Raw genomic sequence first — 21687 nt, 5'->3', positions numbered from 1 at the left:
TAAAGTTAGTTTGTCTAGCATCATAAAATAAAAATTGACGTTTCACGTTGTTTGTTTCGTTCAGTTTTCAAAGAACTAAAAGCGGGTGAAGAGAATCGAACTCTCGACCAGAGCTTGGAAGGCTCTTGTTTTACCACTAAACTACACCCGCGTGGTCGGGAAGACAGGATTTGAACCTGCGACCCCCTGGTCCCAAACCAGGTGCTCTACCAAGCTGAGCCACTTCCCGTAATTGGCGCGCCCGAGAGGAGTCGAACCCCTAACCTCTTGATCCGTAGTCAAACGCTCTATCCAATTGAGCTACGGGCGCTTATTCATGATGTTTTTTCGTCGTTGTATTTTGGCGACTCAATTATCTTATCATACTTGTTTTTCAAATGCAAGTACTTTTTTTAAAAGATTTTTTGATGCGGCCGAGAGGACTTGAACCTCCACGGGGTTTCCCCCACTAGGCCCTCAACCTAGCGCGTCTGCCGTTCCGCCACGACCGCGCGGAAAAAACAAAAGTGAGCCATGAAGGACTCGAACCTTCGACCCTCTGATTAAAAGTCAGATGCTCTACCAACTGAGCTAATGGCTCGTAAATGGCTGGGCTAGCTGGATTCGAACCAGCGCATGACGGAGTCAAAGTCCGTTGCCTTACCGCTTGGCTATAGCCCATCGAAATACTTATCTTATTTTCAAAGACAAATGTTATTGTACCATAATGACCAATAAAAAACAACTGCCAATTAGCAGAAGTTAAAATGGCGGTCCCGACCGGGGTCGAACCGGCGATCTCCTGCGTGACAGGCAGGCATGTTAACCACTACACCACGGGACCATTTAATCTTTACATTAATGTCATTTTACTTTTCATTATAATATTATGGTGGAGGATGACGGGATCGAACCGCCGACCCCCTGCTTGTAAGGCAGGTGCTCTCCCAGCTGAGCTAATCCTCCGAAGTGGTGACCCGTACGGGATTCGAACCCGTGTTACCGCCGTGAAAGGGCGGTGTCTTAACCACTTGACCAACGGGCCAATATGAATGGCAGAGAAGAAGGGATTCGAACCCTCGCACCGCGTTCGCGATCTACTCCCTTAGCAGGGGAGCCCCTTGAGCCACTTGGGTACTTCTCTGTATGGCTCCGCAGGTAGGACTCGAACCTACGACCGATCGGTTAACAGCCGATAGCTCTACCACTGAGCTACTGCGGAATAATAAAGACAATTTGTATCTTATAAAATTTCTCATCGTAAGTCAAGAGGTTTTTTCGCAACATCTTGTACAAACGTGACATGTTTATAATATACTGGATTGCGTTTTCACTGTCAAGATGTTTTCTTTATCAGATTTAGTTTGCCTTTACACTTTCCGCAGACATATCTTTTTGTATTAATTTGACGTCTTCTTACATATTGAAGCAAACACTCCATACATTCATACACATAAACCTTTTTTTCTTTCTCTTCATTCATCATTCGTTTACAAAAGCGTGGTGCATCAACTGCCTTTAATAGTTCTCGAAAATCCTTATCCCGATGCTTATACCCTCGTCCTGTAATATGTAAGTGATAGTGACAAAGTTCATGTTTAACAATGCCAACTAATTCTTCTTTCCCATACATTTCGTAATATCGATAATTCAGTTCAACATTGTGTGTCTTCAATAGATAACGTCCGCCAGTTGTGCGCAACCTACTATTAAACATTGCCTTATGTAAAAATGGCATTCCGAAATATTGTAGTGATACTTCCTCCACTAGCCGCTGTATTTCTTGCTCATCCATTTTCATTCCCCCTAAACAAAAAAATATTTTTACACTTTTCTCCTCTCTTATACATATATTAAATAGTACATATACCCATCCTCATTCAAGAAGCGTGGTTTCTAAAAACATAGCAAAAATAGAAATCCACTCACCAACCTCTCATTAATAGTACCTTACATTTATGAGAGTAGGATCAAACAAGGAGGGATTCCTATGCCTACATGGCTCAAAAAACAAATGCAACGCGCATATTTTGAAAAAAACCGGTATCAAATTAAATTATTAAATGAATGCTGGTTTTATTATAGCAAAATACATCAAAGTTCCTAATCCATTACACATTTTATCCTATAAAAAAAGAGCAGTTTCATCTGCTCTCTTCTCTTACTATTCAATCGGCAACATAGATAATGCAACGCGACCTTTTTTCGTATCAATATCATCTACCCATACTTTGACGATTTGTCCGACAGATACAACATCTAACGGATGCTTCACGTATTGTTTGCTTAGTTTAGAAATATGTACTAAACCATCTTGTTTCACACCTACATCAACAAAAGCACCAAAATCAACAACGTTACGAACTGTTCCTTCCAGTTCCATACCACGTTTTAAATCTTCTAATTTCAAAATCCCTTTTTTCAGAAGTGGTTTAGGCAACTCATCCCTCATGTCTCGCTCTGGACTAATGAGAGCATCTATAATATCGGCTAATGTCGGCTCTCCTACTCCCGTTTCTTGGGACAACTTAGAAATCTCCACTTCTTCTAAACTCTTTTGTAACTGTGGTTGCCCTACATCATCTTTTGATAATCCTAGACTCTTCAATAACAATTCAACATTTTTATATTGTTCTGGATGAATACCTGTACGGTCTAACGGATTCTCCCCTTCTAATATACGCAAGAAACCTATACATTGTTCATATGTCTTCGCGCCTAGACGTGGTATTTTCTTTAAGTCTGTTCGTTTTGTAAATTTCCCTTCTTCTTCACGCTTTGCTACAATATTTTTCGCAACAGTTTTTGATAAACCCGAAACATATTGCAACAACGCAACTGAAGCTGTATTTACATTCACACCGACTTGGTTAACTGCCGTCTCTACTACAAATGTTAATGATTCATTTAATCTTTTTTGAGATACATCATGTTGGTATTGTCCAACCCCAACTGATTTAGGATCAATCTTTACAAGTTCAGCAAGTGGATCTTGCAGACGTCTACCGATAGAAACCGCACTTCTTTCTTCAACCTGTAAATCCGGGAATTCCTCACGGGCTAAATCAGAAGCCGAATACACACTCGCACCAGCTTCGTTCACAATAATATAGAAGACTTCTCGTTTCACATTTTGTAATACATCAACTATAAATTCTTCTGATTCTCTAGAAGCTGTACCATTCCCAATCGCAATCATTTCAACTTGATATTTATCTATAATAGAAAGAACTTTCGCTTTTGCATCTTCATATTTACGCACTGGTGGATGCGGATAAATAACATCAATATATAGAACTTTCCCCGTATCGTCTACGATAGCTAATTTACAACCCGTTCTATATGCAGGGTCTACAGCTAACACAACCTTTCCTTTCATTGGAGGTTGCAATAACAAATTACGTAAGTTCTCAGAGAAAATATGTATCGCTTGTTCCTCAGCTGTTTCTGTTAATTCTTTTCGAATCTCTCTTTCAATAGAGGATTGAATTAATCGTTTATAACCATCCTCAATTGCTAACTTTACATACTGTGCACTTTTTGAATCGTTATCACGAATTACTTTCTTATATAAGAAAGTTACTATCTCATCTACTGGTGGAACAACAGAAACTCTCAATATATCTTCTTTCTCACCGCGATTCATCGCTAATACACGATGCGGCACGACTTTTTGCAACGGTTCTTCATAGCTGTAATACATTTCATATACATTTTTTTCATCTTTCTCTTCATCTTTTACAGCCGAAGACATAACACCTTTTCTAAAAGTAACATTCCGAATCCAACTACGATATGCCGCTTCATCTGAAACGATTTCTGCAATAATGTCTTGAGCACCTTGTAATGCCTCTTCTGCAGATTGCACTTCTTTCTCGGCATTTATAAACTCCATTGCCTTCTGATTCGGATCTTCTTTTGTATATAACAATAACCATTCAGCTAATGGCTCTAGTCCTTTTTCTTTTGCAATCGTTGCTTTCGTTCTTCTCTTCTCTTTATATGGACGATATAAATCTTCTACTTCTTGCAATTTTGTAGCTTTCACAATTTGCTGACGTAATTCTCCCGTCAGTTTCCCCTTCTCATCAATAAGACGAAGAACCTCTTCTTTCCTATCTTCAAGCTGCATCATATATTGCCATCTCTCTAAAATTGTACGAATTTGCACTTCATCTAAAGAGCCTGTCCATTCTTTTCGGTAACGAGCAATAAATGGAACTGTGTTACCTTCTTCTGTTAATTGAATAACATGACGAACTTGCTTTTCGGTAAAGCCTAATTCCTTCACTAACATTTTCATTAACGCTTGTCGATTATCTACCATTTCCATATACAACCGTAACCTCCTCTATAATAAAAAAAGTTGCCCTGCAAAGAGAGCAACTTAAACTGCCGATTTAAAAATCTATTAGTCCTAAACTAATTTGTAGCGCTTCATCTACACGAATCATCATCACTTCATCTAAGTGAGTGATTTTGTCCGTTAAGCGCTGCTTATCGATTGTTCGAATCTGCTCAAGTAAAATAACAGAATCTCTCTCAAAACCGTACTTTTTCGCATCAATTTCCACATGAGTGGGTAATTTCGCTTTTTGAATCTGTGCAGTAATAGCCGCTACAATCACCGTTGGACTAAAACGATTTCCGATGTCATTTTGAATGACAAGAACCGGACGAACGCCTCCTTGCTCAGAACCAACAACTGGGGAAAGGTCTGCAAAATACACGTCGCCGCGTTTTACAATCAAAATATTACCCCCCGCTAACTAAGCGTTCTACTGTATGAGCTGCTTCATACTCTGCTAAGAAAGCTTCAGATGCAATACCAAGATTAATTTTTCCCATTTCAATGTACCCACGTCGCATTGATTCATGTTGGTAGCGTTTCTTCGTCTTATGTTGACGCAATAACAGTTGTGTTGCCTGGCAAATTAGTTCATGGCGATTCTTATTCTCTTGTTTTCCAATTCCGTCCAATTCCGTTACCATTTGCTTTGGTAACCGAACCACGATTTCAGTAGTTACACTTGATTCGGACACAAAAATACACCTCCACCGTCAACTACACACCCAAATATATATATGACACCTATTGTAATAATACCATTGTATGGAGCCTGTTGCAAAGACTTCCTTATTCCTTGCTTATGTTTTCCAATTCACAAACAAAACATTCATATTCTTTTATTTTTATCTCATTACAACAAGAAACGGAAGGGTTTCCGCGCTAAATTCACGTTAAATTACGCTAAAAGTAACGATAAGTAAAAAGCTTCTCGTCAAAAATGAACTTATTCTTAACCAATGAACAGTCCTCTCAAATGACAAGAAGCAAATCATACTACCTTCTATATATTGTTCAAATAATTGATTACTTCTACAACTTTTCCATGCCGTATAAATATTCTCGGCACCCGGAAGCTTATCGTTGCAATAATTTCATAATTAATAGTCCCCGAATATTCAGCAACTTCAGTAGCACTAATATACTCATCGCCTTGTCTTCCAATGAGTGTAACTTTCGTACCAAGAGGCACTTCACAAGGAAGGTGTATCATGAATTGATCCATCGTTACTCGCCCTACAATCGGTACCCTTTTACCATTCACAAGCACTTCAAATCCTTGTAATCTTCTAAGCCACCCATCTGCATATCCAATTGCAACAGTCGCAATCCATTCTTCAGTTTTCGTTCGATAAGTGACGTTATAACTAATCCCATCCCCTTTAATCACCTGTTTAATATGAGCAACTTTCGTATGCAATGATAGTGCTGGTTCTAATTTAAACGGTAAAAAAGGGCGTATTTCTACAGACGGAGATAACCCATACATCGCAATGCCAATTCGTACTGCATTAAATGTAATCCCTTGAAAACGTAGCGTTGCAGCACTATTAGCTGTATGAACAAACTTAGGATCCACTCCGAATTCTTTCAACCAACTTAACTGCTCTAAAAATGTGTTGTATTGCTTATCAAAGTAAGAAGTCTCCACCTCATCCGCTGTTGCAAAATGTGTATAAACTCCTTCTAATTCCAAAAATGGTGCACCCTCTAAACTTTTTAAAAATCCTTTTAATTCTTTACGTTCGCGTATCCCGATTCTACCCATGCCACTATCGAAATTAATATGGTACTTCATTGTAGACGAACCATCCCAAAGTTTGATTGCTTCATCCACCCATTCTTTTTGAAAAACAGTTAACGCCACATCATTTTCAGCAGCTACATTGACATCACGAGGCGGGGAAGGACCTAACACTAAAATTGGCACAGTAATACCAGCCCTTCGAAGCACTAAAGCCTCATCTAAAAAGGCAACTGCTAACCTTGTCGCCCCTGCTTCTAATGCCGTTTTAGCTACCGGTACATAATCGTGTCCATATGCATTCGCTTTAACTACAGCGAAAATCTCTACATCACTTGGAATGAAATTTTTAATATGTGTAATATTGTTATAGATCGCATCTAAATCCACTTCCACCCAAGTGTCACGGTAAAATGGTGCTTCTTCCATAAATACACTTCCTTATACACGATATGCGAAGCTTATTCTTTTATATGCTTCTTTTATGAAATCCACCCTTCACAAACTAAGAAAAGACGTGGTGCACATATATCACCACGTCTAAGAAGTTACTTCACTTGCTTCTCTGTAACTGAACGAGCAACCATTAATAGCTCCTTCGGCTCTAAACCTTTAGACACGAGCATATATTCTACTCCGTTATGCGACCACGTTAAAGAGTCTTTCGTCAATGCTCCAATTGTAAAGCCAAGATCAACCAATTCTCCGCTCACACTTATCGCTGACGAAGCCTCTGCAACTTTTGCCTTTTCTTGTATTAAAGTAAAGGATTTCTTACTTCCAGTGTATGTGAGTATCGCACGCTTGCCACTGTCTGTCTTCAACTCTTTTTCATCTTTCAAAGTCATACCTTGCGGCGTATCACGCGGATACAAAATAGCAAATGGTTTGTCTTCTTTCGCTGTCGTTTGAACATCTACTTGCGCTCTGGACATATTTTGTTTCGTATCAAATGCACCTTTATCAAATTTCGCATCAAATTTCACTTTTGAGAAATCTACTTTCACAAGAACATTTTGATCATTATCCATTAACTTTACCGAAACTGGCGTTAAATCACTTTTCTTTAATGTAATCTCTTGTTTCGGCAACATGTTTTGATGTTGATAGTTTGTTTTTGTTTTAAAAATATAATACTTATCTGTTTTTTCAAAAGCAAGATTTTTCTTATCCTGCAAAATATCTCTCACAAGGGATTCATATAAATAAGCCTGGCTACTATTTTGCGGCCAATCACTTTGGAAACGGAAACTCTTATTAAGTGCTGGCGTTAATACAAATACCCCTTCTTCATTTCTTAAAATAATTTGACTTTGATCTTTTTTCGCATTCTGCAAATTCACACGATAAAAAGAAGGTTCCTTATGCCATATTTCTACCTTATACTCCTGAGGCTCATTCCCTGTTTTAATAGATAATTTCGCTTCAGCTTGATAACTTTTCAACCCTTTTACTTTCGCCTCTAAATCTCTCACAACATCATCTTGTTTCTTCTCCATACAACCGGCCAACACAAAAACGGTTAACAAACCGACAAGAACTAAAAACAGACGCCTTTTCATCACTTCAGCCCCTTTGCCCCTATAAATGAATGGAAGATGTACCTTCCTTATCGCTACCACAAATATATGAGACAAAGATATAAAATATGCAGACTAGCGTGACGAGCTTTCTAAAACAACTTGAGCAACAGCAAATTCTTTACTGTGACTAATTGATAAATGAACAATATGCTCTGTACTTGTAATAAGAATCGGCTTACCTCTATCATCATTTCTTACTTCAATATCTAAAAAACTCACTTCTTTCCCGATACCAGTCCCTACCGCTTTTGAATACGCCTCTTTCGCTGCAAATCTTCCAGCTACAAACTCTGTAAGGCGACTTCCCTTCAGCCCCTTAGCAACATTACGTTCACTTTCAGTTAAAATACGTTCCATAAATTTAAGCTTTCCATCTAGCATTTTTTCAATTCGATTCAATTCAATAATATCGATTCCAATCCCTACAATCATTTCAAAATCCCCTTCTTCTATTTAGCTTTCTTTTTTCATATTGTAAGAATAACAGAGAATCTTTCTGATGCAAAAGGAGTGATACTCAAAACATGCTAATACCATCCGCCCGCATTTCCTTACAACCAATCGTCATCGCTTTACTTCTCATACAATTAATCATGATTATATTAGGCGATTTTTTCCTCTTTCCTATGGCAGCTTATAATGAATATATCGCTAAAGGAGAATGGTGGCGTCTCATAACTTCCCTGCTCGTACATGTAGACTTACAGCATTTTCTTTTTAATAGTACTTGTTTATTCGTGCTTGGCTCTTCTATTGAAAAACAACTAGGGCACTTTTCTTTCATCATTATTTTTTTCCTTTCTGGCATTCTCGGAAATATTTCCTCTTACCTTATTATGCCTCATGAATACATTCATGCCGGGGCATCTGGTGGTATTTTCGGATTGCTAGGTGCACAGTTATTTCTATTGTATAGCCGATATCGTTCTTCCAATACAAGAGACATCGCTATTTTCTCAATCATGATATGTATATTACTACTATTCACTTTCTTCAATCCCTCTGCCAATCCTATCAGCCATTTAACAGGATTGATCATTGGTGGTATTTGCACTCCTTTATTAATAAAGTGAAACTTTAATCAGTGGGGATTTTGTCCATCTCCCACTGATTATTAGCCCACACCAATCGGGCTTTTACGGGCAGTTGATCTCCCATCTCCCCCTCGTATTCACCAAATCTTGAGGTAGGAGTCTTACTGCCCGTTAATGCGGGGCAAAAAAACTCGATGGTGCAGAGCTCATTTAACATAAAAGCTCGCACCATCGATAATTTCCACATCTGTTTGTTCACTTAAATCCCTCATGAGTTGAAATAAAGACTCATCCTTCTTCTTCGCTTCAATCATACAATCAATTTGCGGAACACTTCCCTTTATCTTTTTTAAAAAAGATAAAAAAGTATCTACATCAATAAAGTCCGCATGTGCTCTTGGGTCTTTCCCCTCTCTAGGACTAGAAATGTGCATTTTCACTGGTAACAAAGACGATTCCCACGTATGTACAACACGCGCCCAATCTTCATGCCAATCTTCTCGATCATGATTCATCATATGGTGATGTAAATCAAATACAACGGGAATGTCCAATTTTTCTCCTAAATATAATGTTTCCTCGAGCGTAAAAGTTGTATCATCATTTTCTAACATAATCATTTCCTGAATACCTCTTGGAACATTAGACCAATTCTCTATAAAACGCTCTAATGCGAGCTCTTTATCTTTATATCCGCCCCCAACATGCATTACACATCGTTGCTTATGTTCAATCCCCATACCTTTTAATAATTTTCTATGCATTTGTAATGTCTTGACAGATTGTTTGAAAATATTCTCCTCAGATGAATTGAGTACAACAAAATGATCTGGATGGAAATCAATACGCATATTCATTCGAATGGCGTAATCACCTAGCAATTTTAATTTTTCTTTTAAAGGACGAATGTAGTTCCACTCTAACAAATCCTCATGATTCGCTAAAGGAATCAACTTAGAACTAAGTCGAAAAAAGGATATATCATTACCTTTATTATGTTTTAATAACCGTAAGCAATTTTCCAAATTTGAATTAGCAATTCTTTCAAGTTTACGAATCGCCGCTTCCCGATCATCTATTTTTTGAAACTGCGCGTACGTCATCGTTTGAGACGGAGATGCATTTTTCAAATGTACACTCATCGCAACATACCCAAGTCTTACAAGCATGTAGCACCTCATTTCTACACAAGTTATTATGTAGTATGTACAATTACAGAAATAAAAAAAGAGAATGCCGGAAAAGGGCATTCTCTTTTTTTATTATTAAGCTTGTGGCTTACGGCTATGATGTTTTCTTTCGCCGCGTCCGTTTGAAGATCCTGGGCGACCTTGACCTTCACCACGACGACCACGGTTACCATCACGGCTACCTTCACGATTGCGATCACGGTTACCGTCACGATTACGACCATCACGATTGCGGTCACGGTTACGACCATCGCCACCGCGTCCATCACGACTACGATTACGGTTACCATCACGGTATCCGCCTCCGTTACCGCCGCGTTTTTTAGAACCGCCACCTCTTGAAACAACTGGTGGTTCTGATGTTAAAGCGATTGGAGTTGTATCTGGCTCTTTTGTCATCATTTTTAAAGCAGCAGCTACTACTGTTACAGAGTCGTTCTCTTCTAACATTTCTTCTGCAATACGCTTGTAGTATGCTAAGTTTTCATTTTCAATTGTGCTTTGAAGTTTTTCAGCGATTAAACGTTGTTGACCTTCTAGTGCCTCGTCAAGTGTCGGTGCATCCATACGGTCCATTTTACGTTTTGTTGTACGCTCGATATTTTTTAATTGTCCAGATTCACGTGGTGTCACAAATAGCATTGCAATACCTTTTTTACCTGCACGACCAGTACGGCCAATACGGTGAACGTATGATTCTGGATCTTGTGGAATATCGAAGTTATATACGTGAGTTACGCCTGAAATATCAAGACCACGTGCAGCAACATCTGTTGCAACAAGAACTTCGATAGAACCTTCTTTAAATTTACGTAATACAGACATACGTTTCGCCTGAGTTAAATCACCATGGATACCTTCTGCAGCATAACCACGTAAATTTAATGCTTCTGATAATTCATCAACACGACGCTTTGTACGACCGAATACAATCGCAAGCTCTGGAGATTGAATGTCTAATAAGCGTGTTAATACATCAAACTTTTTCTTTTCTTGCACTTCTAAATAGAACTGCTGAATGTTTGGCATTGTTACTTCTTTTGCTTTTACTTTAATGTGTTGAGGCTCAGTCATGAAACGCTCAGCAATACGACGGATTGGGTCCGGCATTGTCGCTGAGAATAGTAATGTTTGATGTGTTTCTGGCACATCTGTTAAAATTGCTTCAATATCTTCAATGAAGCCCATGTTTAACATTTCATCCGCTTCGTCAAGAACAACTGTCTCTACGTTTTGTAAGCGAAGTGTTTTACGGTTAATATGATCTAAAATACGACCCGGCGTACCAACAATAATGTGTGGGTGTTTTTTTAGAGCACGAATTTGGCGGTTAATATCTTGACCACCGTAAATTGGTAAGATACGAACGCGTTTATGTTTACCAATTTTGTATAGCTCTTCTCCAACTTGAATTGCTAATTCACGCGTTGGCGCGATAACAATACCTTGAACCGATTCTTTATGTGTATCCACTTTATCTAATAGTGGTAATCCGAATGCTGCTGTTTTCCCTGTACCTGTTTGTGCTTGCCCAATAATATCCTTACCTTGCAATGCATGTGGAATTGTTTCAGCTTGAATTGGCGTAGCCTCTTCAAAGCCCATACTTTCAACAGATTGCAGTAAAGAATCACTTAATCCTAATTCTCGAAATGTTGTCAATGTTACTTCTCCTTTTCTATCCTATACTTATCATTTAAAAAAAGGCGTTTTCCGAATTTGCGGAAAAGCCCTTTTCCTGAATGCTCACGTATATAAACGGGCGTATATTCTTCACGAAAATACTTCTAAACGTTATTACACTTTATCAATTATAAGTTTTGTATGTGTAAAAAGCAAACCCAACTGTTACCTTATTTTCATATTCAGAGTTTTTTTCTTCACTTTTATTTTTTTATATTTACTGTAAGCGCTTATTATAAGTTTCTTCTTTTTTCGTAGCTATCATCCCTATTTATATACACCAATTATTTCAACATCGTAATTACTTCTTCCAATTTCATACCGCGAGATGCTTTTACTAATACAACATCTTTTGCATCGACTACTGCTTGCAACTCTTTTACTAACTCTTCTTTATTATCATAAGCCTTTACACGTTCGTTAGGGAAATTAATTTTCGCTCCTTCAGCAATTTGAGCCCCTAATTTACCATATGTGAACACATAGGAAATTTTTGCTGGATCGATTAATTTACCTACCTCATAATGAAACTGCACTTCTTGATCTCCAAGCTCTAACATATCACCGAGAACAACAATTTTTTTAGAGAATCCATCTAAACCATTCATCAGGTGGAATGCTGCTTCCATAGCTGTTGGACTTGCATTATAGGCATCATTGATAATTGTTAATCCACTGTTTGTTTTTACAATTTCCATACGCATGCCTGTCATTTGAAGTGTTACTAAACCTTCTTTCATCTCTTCCCACGTTACACCAAAGTGTTTCGCAATTGCCATAGAAGCAAGCGTATTATAAACATTGTGTTTCCCTAATACCGGTAAATAGAATGAAATATTTGCTTCTCTATTCATTTTAAAGTGTGTCCCAGTTGCTTGTAACGTTACAGTCGTTGGATAGTAATCATTTGCTCTAGCATCACCAAACGTAACTGTTTCAGCTATTAAATTCATTTCAGGAACACGATTCGTTAATAATGGCTCGTCTCCGTTATATACGAATACTCCACCTTCTTGTAATCCTGTCACAATTTCTAATTTCGCTTCAGCAATTGCCTCACGAGAGCCTAAGTCCATTAAATGTGCTTCACCAATGTTCGTAATGATAGCTGCATTTGGACGAGCTAACTTAGATAGGAATTCAATTTCCCCGCGGCTTGACATTCCCATTTCTAATACAGCTACCTCTGTATTTTCTTCTAAGTTTAAAATAGTAAGAGGTAGCCCAATGTGGTTATTGAAGTTTCCTTCTGTTTTTTGAACTTTGAATTTAGTCGCAAGAAGACTTGTTACAATATCTTTTGTAGATGTTTTACCGTTACTACCTGTCACACCAATCACTTTAACATCCAATTGATCGCGATAATTTTTCGCTAACATTTGTAATGCCGATAGCGTGTCTTCTACAAAAATAACAGGAAGATTCTCAGGTGGATTTGCTACATCTTTCATCCATAATGTCGCCACAGCTCCATTTTCAACAGCTTTATCTACAAAAGCATGTCCATCGAAACGTTCACCTTGAATCGGAACATATAGGTTCCCTTTTTCGATTTTTCTCGTATCAATAGACACTCCTTGTATAGTAATTCCCTCATACTGCTCTGCTAATCCCGTACCATTTATCATTTGTTCTACTTGTTTTAACGTTCGATTTATCATGAAAACACTCCTTACATAGAGGAAGCACTATTCCTGCGAATAGTGCCCCCTCCTTTTTTGTTAGATTGTATATTTAATTTTTTGTTTTTCTTCGTGACGCTCAATTGCTAAACGAATTAACTCTTCAATTAATTCCGGATACGGTAATCCAGTATGTTGCCATAATAGAGGGAACATACTAAACGGCGTAAATCCTGGCATCGTATTCACTTCGTTAATATATACTTCTCCATCTTTCGTTAAGAAGAAATCAGCTCGCGTTAAGCCAGCACCATCTAACGATTGGAATGCAACAATCGCATCTCGCTTAATAACATTAGACTCTTCTTCTGTCATTTCAGCTGGAATAATTAACGCTGTATCACCATCGATGTACTTTGACTTATAATCATAGAAGTCTTTTTTAGGTACGATTTCACCTACAACTGAACATTTCGGCTCATCATTACCTAGTACACCAACTTCTACTTCACGTCCAACGATATTTTCTTCTACAATAATTTTACGGTCAAATTGGAATGCCTCTTCAAATGCACTCTCAAGTTCTTCACGATTTTTACACTTATTAATCCCAACACTTGAACCAAGGTTTGCTGGTTTTACGAAGCAAGGGTATCCTAGTACTTCTTCTACTTTTTCATATGCTGTTTCACGATCTTTTTCCCATGCACTACGAATAAATGATGCATATTTTGCTTGTTTCAATCCAGCTTCTGCAAAGATGTTTTTCATAACAACTTTATCCATACCAGCAGCAGATGCTAGAACACCATTTCCTACATAAGGAATATTCATTAATTCTAATAATCCTTGAACCGTTCCATCTTCACCATTTGGTCCATGTAGTAATGGGAAAATAACGTCGATAGCATTTTCCTCAGCATTTGCAGATGGAATGATTTCTGTGCTTAAAGATAAAGGAGAAATCGCATTTTCTGCACCGCTCATTTTTAGAACTTCAACATCTGTTACTTCACCTTCAATACGCTCACCGCGTACCCATTGACCTTGTTCTGTAATATAAATTGGATGAATCTCGAATTTATCTTGATTTAATGCTTTAATAGCAGCAAGAGCCGTTTGTAGCGAAACTTGATGCTCAGCTGATTTTCCACCATATAATAAACCTAATTTAATTTTTGTCACTGAAATCACCCTAACCAATTGTTTTCATTTTTCTATTTTAGCACTTTTTATAAAAATAGGTAGTTCCTATTTGAAATAAAATGCAACTTCCACAAATAATTAAATGACACCACTTATTGGTTTTCTATACTTTTTCCACTTAACTTTCTTGATAAATATATAAAATTGCAATCCAATCTAGTTATGTACCTAAAATATGTAGAAATCCACTTTTTGTGTATGTCATCTACTTATTAAGAAGATTGTTTGGCTAGTGTGCTTTTTTGCCTTTGTCCAACGAGACGATCTAAAGAAGCGTATACAATACCTGCAACTACACATCCTACAGCTAAAATTGTAAATAGAAAGTGGCCAAGTAATCGGTCTAATAAAAAACCTCCAAGAAGTGGACCGAATGCACTTCCTGTAATCCACTGCAAACTTGCAGCTCCCATATAAGTCCCTCTCAAATGCTCAGGAGCCAAATTCGCTACAAATGTCATCTGTACAGGCGACATAATCATCTCACCTAACGTATATATGGTATACACAAACAGTAACGTTATTAAAATAATTGTAGCATTTGTATCGAACTCCCCAAACCACTTCGGTAACCACCCTATAAAAAACAAACCAATCCCAAACAAACATGCACCATATAACATCGTCTTTCCGACAGGTTTATCTGTAGCCCATTTTGAAATTTGAAATTGGAACAACACAACTAATAGTCCGTTTAACGCCATTAAATATGGGTATGGATTGTTAGTTCCAAAAATACCTTTCATTTCATTATCAAAGTGCAGTGGCAACATGCCTTCTGTTTGAGAAAATCCCATCGAAATAATGATACCTGCTAATAAATAAATCATTAGTGCCTTATCTCGCAATACAATTTTCCATACTGCTCCTGATTCCTTTTCTTTATCCTCTTCCTTGTTCGTATTCTTTGGCATTGTCTCTTGAATAAGAACGAATACAAGTAATGCATAAAATAACATTGTAGACGAGGCAATAATAAACACAAGGTTCTTCGACAACATAACTACTGAAGCGCCCATTATCGGGCCAATTGCAGCACCTATATTGTGCCCCATCCGCAACAAACCATATGCTTCTGTTCTTTTTTCTGGCTTTGTTACATCTGCAACCATCGCTGATGCAGCCGGATGAAATAGCGAATTACTTAATCCTAAAAAAATAGATAAAATCGCATATGGAATAAATCCTTCTATAAATAGAAAACCGAGCATTAATACTGCATTGCTCGCCATCGAAAATATCATAATCGGCTTTCTTCCATATATATCAGCAATCCTTCCTCCTATAATTGCTCCAAAGCTTGCAGCAATTGGAGAAAGCGCCATAATCACTCCGACCTGCAATAAAGAATCCACCTTATCTTTTAAATATAATGCAAAAAAAGGCATCAACATCATCATCGCAATTCCATTTAACGTCTCTCCAATAAACCGAATCCATACGTTACGGTCCATCTCCCTTAACTCACGCCATGTATTTTTCATCATTTCACCCCTTTAGTTCGCCAACAATTATCTTATAATACATTCAGAAAAATGTAAATTTTCAAATAAAAAAATCCATTCTAACAGAATTAGAATGGATTTTCCTACTTATAGATTTGCTACATCTTCTTCGTCTTTACTATTATTTAAAGCACTATGTTTACGGCTATATAAGAAGTAAACTGCAATACCGATAACCATCCATATCCCAAAACTAATCCAAGCCGTTCCGGATAATTGAAGCATTAAGTATAAACAAAAAATTACTGTTAACGCTGGTAAAAATGGTACAAGCGGCGCCTTAAATGCTCTTGGTAAATCAGGATGTGTTCTTCTCATTACAATAACAGCAACAGCTACAAGTGCAAAGGCTGATAAAGTCCCCATATTTACAAGATGCGCTAATACATTTAAATCTATTAATCCTGAAATAAGCGCTGCAATAATTCCCGTTGTCCACGTATTTAAAAACGGTGTTTTAAATTTCGGGTGAACTTTAGCAAGACGTTTCGGCAATAATCCATCTCTACTCATTGCATACGAAACACGTACTTGCCCATACATCATAACTAGCATTACTGTCGTGATTCCTGTAATTGCTCCTACTGAAATTACTCCCGCTAAACCATCTTGTCCAATAAATTGAAGTGCAAAAGCAACTGGATCTGATATATTTAGCTGTCCGTATGGAACAATTCCTGTCAAAATAAGCGAAACAACGATATAAAGAACTGTACAAATTAATAACGATGCAATAATACCAATTGGTAAATCACGCTGGGGGCGCTTCACTTCTTCTGCCGCTGTTGAAACTGCATCAAACCCTATGAATGCAAAGAATACTGTAGCAGCTCCAGCCATTACACCATCTAAACCAAACGGCATAAAAGGCGTCCAGTTTTCAGGTTTTACATAATTAAAACCAGCAAAGATAAAAATAAGAACAACCGCTATTTTAATAAATACCATAATATTATTTACACGTGCACTTTCACGAACACCTCTAGATAAAAGAACAGTCATCACTAAAATAATTAGAACTGCAGGTAAATCAATGATTCCACCCTTTCCTGTACCAGGGGCCGAGGAGAGAATGGTAGGAATATGGATTCCAAATCCCTTTAATAAAGATTGGAAATAAGCGGACCAACCGTTTGCCACAGCAGATGTAGCAAGTAAATACTCAAGCATTAAGTCCCATCCAATTAAAAATGCGAATACTTCTCCCATCGTCGCATATGTGTACGTGTACACACTGCCTGAGACAGGAACTGAAGAAGCGAATTCAGCATAACAAAATGCAGCAAAGGCACAGGCTAACGCGGCTATCGCAAATGATAATATAATAGCTGGTCCAGAATGTTTCGCTGCTACCACGCCCGTTAGAACAAAAATACCCGTTCCAACAATTGCCCCGATTCCAAGCATCGTTAAATCTAGTGCGCCCAATGTTCTTGCTAACGTCTTTTGTTTACTCTCTTGCATTAACTTCGCAATAGGCTTCTTTTGAAAAATTTGCTTCATAGCATGCTCCTCCAAGTTTTAAATTTTCTGAAAATTTTTAATTCGCTTTTTTATTTTACTCATAGTACTTTCCCCAGTCAATACTTTTGTCGAAATAAGTAGAAACTCTTATGAATATGCACGATTTTTATCATTCTTTCTATATATCTTTCTATAACTTTCTTTGGTATTATTATACATGTCGATTCCATGAAAGAGGCATGCTCCGTTATTGAGCATGCCTCTTTTTACTTATTTCACAGTATATGATCCCTCTTCAATCCAGCTATACATATATTTTTCATCTTCTGTTTCATGTGCTTGTTTTACAATACGAAGCGGACGGAATGTATCTATCATAACAGCTAATTCAAGCGTTTCTTTTTTCCCTATACTCGCCTCTGTTTTCCCAGGATGTGGCCCATGAGGAATGCCGCTCGGATGAAGTGTAATAGACCCTTCCTCCACACCTTTTCGGCTCATAAAGTTACCTTCTACGTAGTACAGTACTTCATCACTATTCACGTTACTATGATAATACGGTGCCGGAATAGATTCTGGATGATAGTCGTATAAACGTGGTACGAAAGAGCAAATAACGAAATTGTGACCCTCGAACGTTTGATGTACTGGAGGTGGCTGATGAATACGACCTGTAATTGGTTCAAAGTCCTCTACATTAAAGACCCACGGATATAAATAGCCATCCCATCCAACTACATCTAACGGATGGTGTCCTAAAACATGTTTATGCATATACCCTCGCGACTTTGTCATTACGACAAACTCACCTTTTTCATCATACGTCTCTAATTTTTCCGGGCCACGAATATCTCTCTCACAAAACGGACTATGCTCTAACAATTGTCCATACTCATTGCGATAGCGGCGCGGTGTTGTAATTTGGCTATTCGCCTCTACAACAAGAAACTTAGTCTCTCCTTCATCAGGAATAACACGATAAATCGTTCCAATTGGGATTGTTACATAATCGCCTTTTCGATAGTGAATCGTTCCAAACATCGTTTCAATTTTCCCCGTTCCGTAATGAACAAATAACATTTCATCGCCATCACCATTACGGTAGAAATAGTCCATTTTTTCTGTTGGAGTCACTACTCCAATTAATAAATCCTCATTCCCAAGCATAAAGTTTCTTCCGCTTACTGCATCGCCAGTTTTTTTATTTTCTTTCGTGCGAAAATGACGATGAGCAAGAGCTACATCTTCTTCATACTGCAACTGACAAGAATGAGATAATGCCGCATGCCCTACTTCCGTTGGCATATAATGATGGTACAAAATAGATTGCGTACCAGAAAAACCTTTTGTTCCCATTACCTGTTCACGATAAAGCGATCCATCTTTTTTACGGAATTGTACGTGTCGTTTATGAGGTAGCTCCCCCATGTGACGATAAAACATGCCCATCACCTGCTTCCATTTCTTTTTTAACCGTATTACGTAACGTACCTAAACCAGTAATCGTAAGTTCTACCACATCACCATCTTGTAGCCACTCTTCTGTACCCAGTTCTAAAATACAACCTGTTCCTACTGTTCCAGAACCAATTACATCGCCTGGGTATAGCGTAACGTCTTCAGAAGCACGTTCAATCATTTCAGCAAATGTATAGTAAATATCTTGAAAGTTTCCTTTTGATAATAGCTTTCCATTTACATGAGCAGTCATCTCTAACTCATAACGGTCACCATTGCGATAAACATCTAATTCCTCTTTCGTAACAAGGTGTGCTCCTAATGAGGTTGCAAAATCTTTTCCTTTTGCTGGACCAAGTCCTACCTTCATTTCTGTTGCTTGCAAGTCCCTTGCACTCCAATCATTCATAATACAATAACCAAAAATGTATTCCTCTGCTTGCTCACGAGAAATATTTCTCCCTTCTTTCCCGATTACGCAAGCGATTTCTAACTCATAATCAAGTTTTTTAGATTTTTTCGGACCAATTACAAAATCATCCGGGCCAATTACAGCACGGTGGTTCGTAAAATAAAAAACGGGGATATCGTACCATTCAGGTACAACATCTAGCCCTCTTCTACCGCGCGCCGTTTTTACATGTTGTTCAAACGCATAAAAATCCCGGATACTACTCGGATTAGGAATCGCTGCCGCTAATTGCACTTCCTCTAAGGAATAGATTCCCTTTTCCGGCTTGTTAATATTACGCAATACTTCTATATACTCATCCGCTTTCTCTAAAAAGGCGAACATAGAAGAAGGTAATTTTCCATCACTAGCAAGATTCATATCGATTACTTTGTCACCTTCAAGCCATCCAGCTCGCATTTCTTTTGAAGGAAGACGAAATGTAACAAATTTCATCACGATTCCTCCCTATGAAAATGAAATTTCCACCAGCAAAAGAATTCCTGCTGGTGGATATAAATTTTATAAATTTCCGCGACGCTCTTGTTCTCTTTCAATTGATTCAAATAACGCTTTAAAGTTTCCTTCACCAAATCCACGAGAACCTTTACGTTGAATGATTTCAATAAATAGAGTTGGACGATCTACAATTGGTTTCGTAAAGATTTGTAGTAAGTATCCTTCATCATCGCGATCTACTAAAATCTTTAATTCTTTTAACCTATCAATTTCTTCATCGATTTTTCCAACTCGTGCAGTTAACTCATCATAATAAGTATCTGGTGTATCTAAAAACTCCACGCCATTTGCACGAAGCGCTTCTACTGTTTTAACAATGTCATTCGTTAATAAAGCAAGATGTTGTACACCTGCTCCATTGTAGAACTCTAGATATTCTTGAATTTGTGATTTTCTCTTTCCATCTGCTGGCTCATTAATAGGAAACTTAATACGACTTCCATTTGTCATAACTTTTGACATTAGCGCTGAATACTCTGTACTAATATCATCATCATCAAAATGGATCATTTGTTTAAAGCCCATAACGTTCTCGTAATAACTAACCCACTCTTCCATTTTTTCAACATTACCAACTACGTGGTCTACAGCAATTAAACCTGACTCTTCAAATGGAATATTAAAGTCGACCTTTTGGAACCCTGGCATAAATGTTCCTTTATAATTTTTACGCTCTACAAGCGTGTGAATTGTATCACCATACGTACCAATAACTGCTTTTTTCAATGTACCGTTCTCGTCTGTTAACTCTACAGGCGGAGCAATTGCGACGGCACCACGTTTCACAGCTTCTGAATATGCTTTATCAACATCGTCAACAAGTAATGCCACATCTTTCACACCATCACCATGAGTCTTTACAAACTCTGCAATACGATTGTCGCTACTTAAAGCTCCAGACACAACGAAACGCATATTTTTTTGCACAAGAACATAAGATACTTTTTCACGGTTACCAGTTTCCAATCCAGAGTAAGCCACAATTTTGAATCCGAATGCTCTCGCAAGATAATAACTTGATTGCTTTGCATTTCCTACGTAAAATTCCAAATGATCTACATCACGTACTGGAAAAAAATCCTCCATTTGTGCAGCTAGCGTATCCATAGATTTTTGTTTCATAAAATCCTCATCCCCCTGTAAATAGATTAAATGGTCCATAATTAAAGCCAACCGAAAACGCTTCCAACATCAATTAATAGAAATTAGTTAGCAAGCTAACAAATTCTGACCTTTAAAATTTTCTATCTTTTCTGTCAAATTCCTCTTTTTTTTTTACATATAAAATTCGACTTTTTTCTCTTTAAAATAAAGGGGACTATTCATACTTGAAGGGATATATAGAAGAAAAATAAAAAAGACCCCAACATATTAATTACTTACTAATATGCTAGAGTCTTTATTTTTTTTGAATAATTGTATTTATATGTCTCATACTAATACATTTGCAAGGAATAGAATAAATGATGTTAATACTACCGCTCCACCTAATGATCCTAATAAATCTGTTTTTGTTACTTGTAACACTTGTTCACTGTTCATATTCCTCATTCTCCTTTCATTTTGTATAATGTAAAACTTCTATTACACTAATACACTTGATAGAAATACGATTAATGCTGTTAATACTACCGCTCCACTTGCTGATCCTACAAAGTCACCTTTTGTTACTTGTAATACTTGCTCTTTCATTTTGCATTCTCCTCTCATTTTCTTTTGTTACAAAGTTTTTATTATACTAACACGCTTGATAGAAATACGATTAATGCTGTTAATACTACTGCTCCACTTGCTGATCCTACGAAATCACCTTTTGTTACTTGTAATACTTGCTCTTTCATATCTTTCATTCTCCCTTCTCTTCTTTTGTTACAAAGTTTTTATTATACTAATACGCTTGA

General features: G+C 37.5%; 21 protein-coding genes and 11 tRNA genes. 2 read left to right on the top strand and 30 right to left on the bottom strand.

Going from position 1 to position 21687, the window contains the following annotated elements; translation table 11 throughout:
- Nucleotides 1-80: 80 nt before the first annotated feature.
- The 12 genes from AC2CGR_RS27080 to AC2CGR_RS27025 all read right to left on the bottom strand — a co-directional run bounded on the left by AC2CGR_RS27080 (nt 81) and on the right by AC2CGR_RS27025 (nt 1774).
- Nucleotides 81-151: transfer RNA gene (locus AC2CGR_RS27080), tRNA-Gly, on the bottom strand.
- Between the two features lies 1 nt (nt 152).
- Nucleotides 153-229, bottom strand: a tRNA-Pro gene (locus AC2CGR_RS27075).
- A gap of 4 nt (nt 230-233) precedes the next feature.
- Nucleotides 234-310 (bottom strand) — tRNA-Arg (locus AC2CGR_RS27070).
- Between the two features lie 98 nt (nt 311-408).
- Nucleotides 409-491: transfer RNA gene (locus AC2CGR_RS27065), tRNA-Leu, on the bottom strand.
- Between the two features lie 16 nt (nt 492-507).
- Nucleotides 508-580, bottom strand: a tRNA-Lys gene (locus tag AC2CGR_RS27060).
- Between the two features lie 5 nt (nt 581-585).
- Nucleotides 586-660: transfer RNA gene (locus AC2CGR_RS27055), tRNA-Gln, on the bottom strand.
- 87 nt (nt 661-747) lie between these two features.
- Nucleotides 748-823: transfer RNA gene (locus AC2CGR_RS27050), tRNA-Asp, on the bottom strand.
- 46 nt (nt 824-869) lie between these two features.
- Nucleotides 870-945: transfer RNA gene (locus tag AC2CGR_RS27045), tRNA-Val, on the bottom strand.
- 4 nt (nt 946-949) lie between these two features.
- A tRNA-Glu gene (locus AC2CGR_RS27040) sits at nt 950-1024 on the bottom strand.
- Between the two features lie 8 nt (nt 1025-1032).
- Nucleotides 1033-1123: transfer RNA gene (locus tag AC2CGR_RS27035), tRNA-Ser, on the bottom strand.
- 3 nt (nt 1124-1126) lie between these two features.
- Nucleotides 1127-1201, bottom strand: a tRNA-Asn gene (locus AC2CGR_RS27030).
- 114 nt (nt 1202-1315) lie between these two features.
- Entirely contained in the window at nt 1316-1774 is a 459-nt protein-coding gene (locus AC2CGR_RS27025) for a SprT family protein (RefSeq protein WP_087967857.1), read from the bottom strand.
- 195 nt (nt 1775-1969) lie between these two features.
- Between AC2CGR_RS27025 and cmpA the strand changes: the two genes are divergently transcribed.
- The gene (gene cmpA, locus AC2CGR_RS27020) at nt 1970-2086 is read left to right on the top strand and encodes a cortex morphogenetic protein CmpA (protein ID WP_001143642.1); all 117 of its coding nucleotides are present in this window, start codon (nt 1970-1972) and stop codon (nt 2084-2086) included.
- A gap of 57 nt (nt 2087-2143) precedes the next feature.
- Here the strand turns inward: cmpA and AC2CGR_RS27015 are convergent, their stop codons facing one another.
- The 6 genes from AC2CGR_RS27015 to acpS form a co-directional block, all read right to left on the bottom strand.
- Nucleotides 2144-4312, bottom strand: coding sequence for a Tex family protein (locus AC2CGR_RS27015; RefSeq protein WP_131101278.1), 2169 nt, complete (start codon nt 4310-4312; stop codon nt 2144-2146).
- 67 nt (nt 4313-4379) lie between these two features.
- Nucleotides 4380-4730, bottom strand: a complete 351-nt coding sequence (gene ndoA, locus AC2CGR_RS27010) for a type II toxin-antitoxin system endoribonuclease NdoA (RefSeq protein ID WP_000635963.1) — start codon at nt 4728-4730, stop codon at nt 4380-4382.
- Between the two features lie 4 nt (nt 4731-4734).
- Nucleotides 4735-5022: an antitoxin EndoAI gene (locus AC2CGR_RS27005; RefSeq protein ID WP_000004570.1), complete on the bottom strand. Its 288-nt coding sequence runs from the start codon at nt 5020-5022 to the stop codon at nt 4735-4737.
- Between the two features lie 308 nt (nt 5023-5330).
- A complete protein-coding gene (gene alr, locus AC2CGR_RS27000) occupies nt 5331-6500 on the bottom strand; it encodes an alanine racemase (RefSeq protein WP_048553601.1) in 1170 nt (389 codons plus the stop codon).
- A 119-nt stretch (nt 6501-6619) separates the two neighbouring features.
- A complete protein-coding gene (locus AC2CGR_RS26995; protein ID WP_131102695.1) occupies nt 6620-7570 on the bottom strand; it encodes a LolA family protein in 951 nt (316 codons plus the stop codon).
- A 156-nt stretch (nt 7571-7726) separates the two neighbouring features.
- Nucleotides 7727-8086 carry a holo-ACP synthase gene (acpS, locus tag AC2CGR_RS26990; RefSeq protein ID WP_000635047.1) on the bottom strand — a complete coding sequence of 120 codons (360 nt, stop codon included), beginning with the start codon at nt 8084-8086 and terminating at the stop codon, nt 7727-7729.
- 92 nt (nt 8087-8178) lie between these two features.
- On the opposite strand from acpS, the gene AC2CGR_RS26985 reads away from it, so the two are divergent.
- Nucleotides 8179-8727, top strand: a complete 549-nt coding sequence (locus tag AC2CGR_RS26985) for a rhomboid family intramembrane serine protease (protein ID WP_087967862.1) — start codon at nt 8179-8181, stop codon at nt 8725-8727.
- A gap of 167 nt (nt 8728-8894) precedes the next feature.
- Here the strand turns inward: AC2CGR_RS26985 and uvsE are convergent, their stop codons facing one another.
- From uvsE to AC2CGR_RS26925, 12 genes are all read right to left on the bottom strand, one after another.
- Entirely contained in the window at nt 8895-9857 is a 963-nt protein-coding gene (gene uvsE, locus AC2CGR_RS26980; protein WP_087967864.1) for a UV DNA damage repair endonuclease UvsE, read from the bottom strand.
- A gap of 96 nt (nt 9858-9953) precedes the next feature.
- Nucleotides 9954-11540, bottom strand: coding sequence for a degradosome RNA helicase CshA (gene cshA / locus AC2CGR_RS26975; protein ID WP_000206587.1), 1587 nt, complete (start codon nt 11538-11540; stop codon nt 9954-9956).
- Between the two features lie 305 nt (nt 11541-11845).
- Entirely contained in the window at nt 11846-13222 is a 1377-nt protein-coding gene (murF, locus tag AC2CGR_RS26970; RefSeq protein WP_087967866.1) for a UDP-N-acetylmuramoyl-tripeptide--D-alanyl-D-alanine ligase, read from the bottom strand.
- A 60-nt stretch (nt 13223-13282) separates the two neighbouring features.
- Entirely contained in the window at nt 13283-14368 is a 1086-nt protein-coding gene (locus tag AC2CGR_RS26965; protein ID WP_087967868.1) for a D-alanine--D-alanine ligase, read from the bottom strand.
- Between the two features lie 233 nt (nt 14369-14601).
- Complete coding sequence (locus AC2CGR_RS26960) at nt 14602-15873, bottom strand: MDR family MFS transporter (RefSeq protein ID WP_087967870.1); 1272 nt, start codon at nt 15871-15873, stop codon at nt 14602-14604.
- A gap of 108 nt (nt 15874-15981) precedes the next feature.
- Entirely contained in the window at nt 15982-17397 is a 1416-nt protein-coding gene (gene bcaP, locus AC2CGR_RS26955; RefSeq protein WP_000809360.1) for a branched-chain amino acid transporter BcaP, read from the bottom strand.
- 231 nt (nt 17398-17628) lie between these two features.
- Nucleotides 17629-18801: a homogentisate 1,2-dioxygenase gene (locus tag AC2CGR_RS26950; RefSeq protein ID WP_000499913.1), complete on the bottom strand. Its 1173-nt coding sequence runs from the start codon at nt 18799-18801 to the stop codon at nt 17629-17631.
- A complete protein-coding gene (locus AC2CGR_RS26945) occupies nt 18767-19723 on the bottom strand; it encodes a fumarylacetoacetate hydrolase family protein (RefSeq protein ID WP_000674015.1) in 957 nt (318 codons plus the stop codon). The genes AC2CGR_RS26950 and AC2CGR_RS26945 overlap by 35 nt, the downstream gene beginning before the upstream one ends.
- Nucleotides 19724-19789: 66 nt before the next feature.
- Entirely contained in the window at nt 19790-20908 is a 1119-nt protein-coding gene (gene hppD / locus AC2CGR_RS26940; protein WP_484481368.1) for a 4-hydroxyphenylpyruvate dioxygenase, read from the bottom strand.
- A gap of 309 nt (nt 20909-21217) precedes the next feature.
- Nucleotides 21218-21328: a DUF3948 family protein gene (locus AC2CGR_RS26935; RefSeq protein ID WP_001083700.1), complete on the bottom strand. Its 111-nt coding sequence runs from the start codon at nt 21326-21328 to the stop codon at nt 21218-21220.
- Between the two features lie 42 nt (nt 21329-21370).
- Nucleotides 21371-21478: a DUF3948 family protein gene (locus AC2CGR_RS26930; RefSeq protein ID WP_000664237.1), complete on the bottom strand. Its 108-nt coding sequence runs from the start codon at nt 21476-21478 to the stop codon at nt 21371-21373.
- Nucleotides 21479-21519: 41 nt separating this feature from the next.
- On the bottom strand, nt 21520-21636 hold the full coding sequence (locus AC2CGR_RS26925) for a DUF3948 family protein (RefSeq protein ID WP_000654250.1): 117 nt from the start codon (nt 21634-21636) through the stop codon (nt 21520-21522).
- Between the last annotated feature and the right edge of the window lie 51 nt (nt 21637-21687).

It is taken from the genome of Bacillus sp. LSHTCR4 (genome assembly GCF_057197025.1).
Note: the sequence above shows the minus strand (reverse complement) of the source record. Positions and strands in the feature narration are given on the sequence as shown.

What these genes read in the sequence shown, in the direction of transcription:
- AC2CGR_RS27025 (WP_087967857.1), bottom strand. Translation starts at nt 1,774, where the DNA reads ATGGATGAGCAAGAAATACAGCGGCTAGTGGAGGAAGTATCACTACAA.
- cmpA (WP_001143642.1), top strand. Translation starts at nt 1,970, where the DNA reads ATGCCTACATGGCTCAAAAAACAAATGCAACGCGCATATTTTGAAAAA.
- AC2CGR_RS27015 (WP_131101278.1), bottom strand. Translation starts at nt 4,312, where the DNA reads ATGGAAATGGTAGATAATCGACAAGCGTTAATGAAAATGTTAGTGAAG.
- alr (WP_048553601.1), bottom strand. Translation starts at nt 6,500, where the DNA reads ATGGAAGAAGCACCATTTTACCGTGACACTTGGGTGGAAGTGGATTTA.
- AC2CGR_RS26995 (WP_131102695.1), bottom strand. Translation starts at nt 7,570, where the DNA reads ATGGAGAAGAAACAAGATGATGTTGTGAGAGATTTAGAGGCGAAAGTA.
- acpS (WP_000635047.1), bottom strand. Translation starts at nt 8,086, where the DNA reads ATGATTGTAGGGATTGGAATCGATATTATTGAATTGAATCGAATTGAA.
- AC2CGR_RS26985 (WP_087967862.1), top strand. Translation starts at nt 8,179, where the DNA reads ATGCTAATACCATCCGCCCGCATTTCCTTACAACCAATCGTCATCGCT.
- uvsE (WP_087967864.1), bottom strand. Translation starts at nt 9,857, where the DNA reads ATGCTTGTAAGACTTGGGTATGTTGCGATGAGTGTACATTTGAAAAAT.
- murF (WP_087967866.1), bottom strand. Translation starts at nt 13,222, where the DNA reads ATGATAAATCGAACGTTAAAACAAGTAGAACAAATGATAAATGGTACG.
- AC2CGR_RS26960 (WP_087967870.1), bottom strand. Translation starts at nt 15,873, where the DNA reads ATGAAAAATACATGGCGTGAGTTAAGGGAGATGGACCGTAACGTATGG.
- bcaP (WP_000809360.1), bottom strand. Translation starts at nt 17,397, where the DNA reads ATGAAGCAAATTTTTCAAAAGAAGCCTATTGCGAAGTTAATGCAAGAG.
- AC2CGR_RS26950 (WP_000499913.1), bottom strand. Translation starts at nt 18,801, where the DNA reads ATGTTTTATCGTCACATGGGGGAGCTACCTCATAAACGACACGTACAA.
- AC2CGR_RS26945 (WP_000674015.1), bottom strand. Translation starts at nt 19,723, where the DNA reads ATGAAATTTGTTACATTTCGTCTTCCTTCAAAAGAAATGCGAGCTGGA.
- hppD (WP_484481368.1), bottom strand. Translation starts at nt 20,908, where the DNA reads ATGAAACAAAAATCTATGGATACGCTAGCTGCACAAATGGAGGATTTT.
- AC2CGR_RS26935 (WP_001083700.1), bottom strand. Translation starts at nt 21,328, where the DNA reads ATGAACAGTGAACAAGTGTTACAAGTAACAAAAACAGATTTATTAGGA.
- AC2CGR_RS26930 (WP_000664237.1), bottom strand. Translation starts at nt 21,478, where the DNA reads ATGAAAGAGCAAGTATTACAAGTAACAAAAGGTGACTTTGTAGGATCA.
- AC2CGR_RS26925 (WP_000654250.1), bottom strand. Translation starts at nt 21,636, where the DNA reads ATGAAAGATATGAAAGAGCAAGTATTACAAGTAACAAAAGGTGATTTC.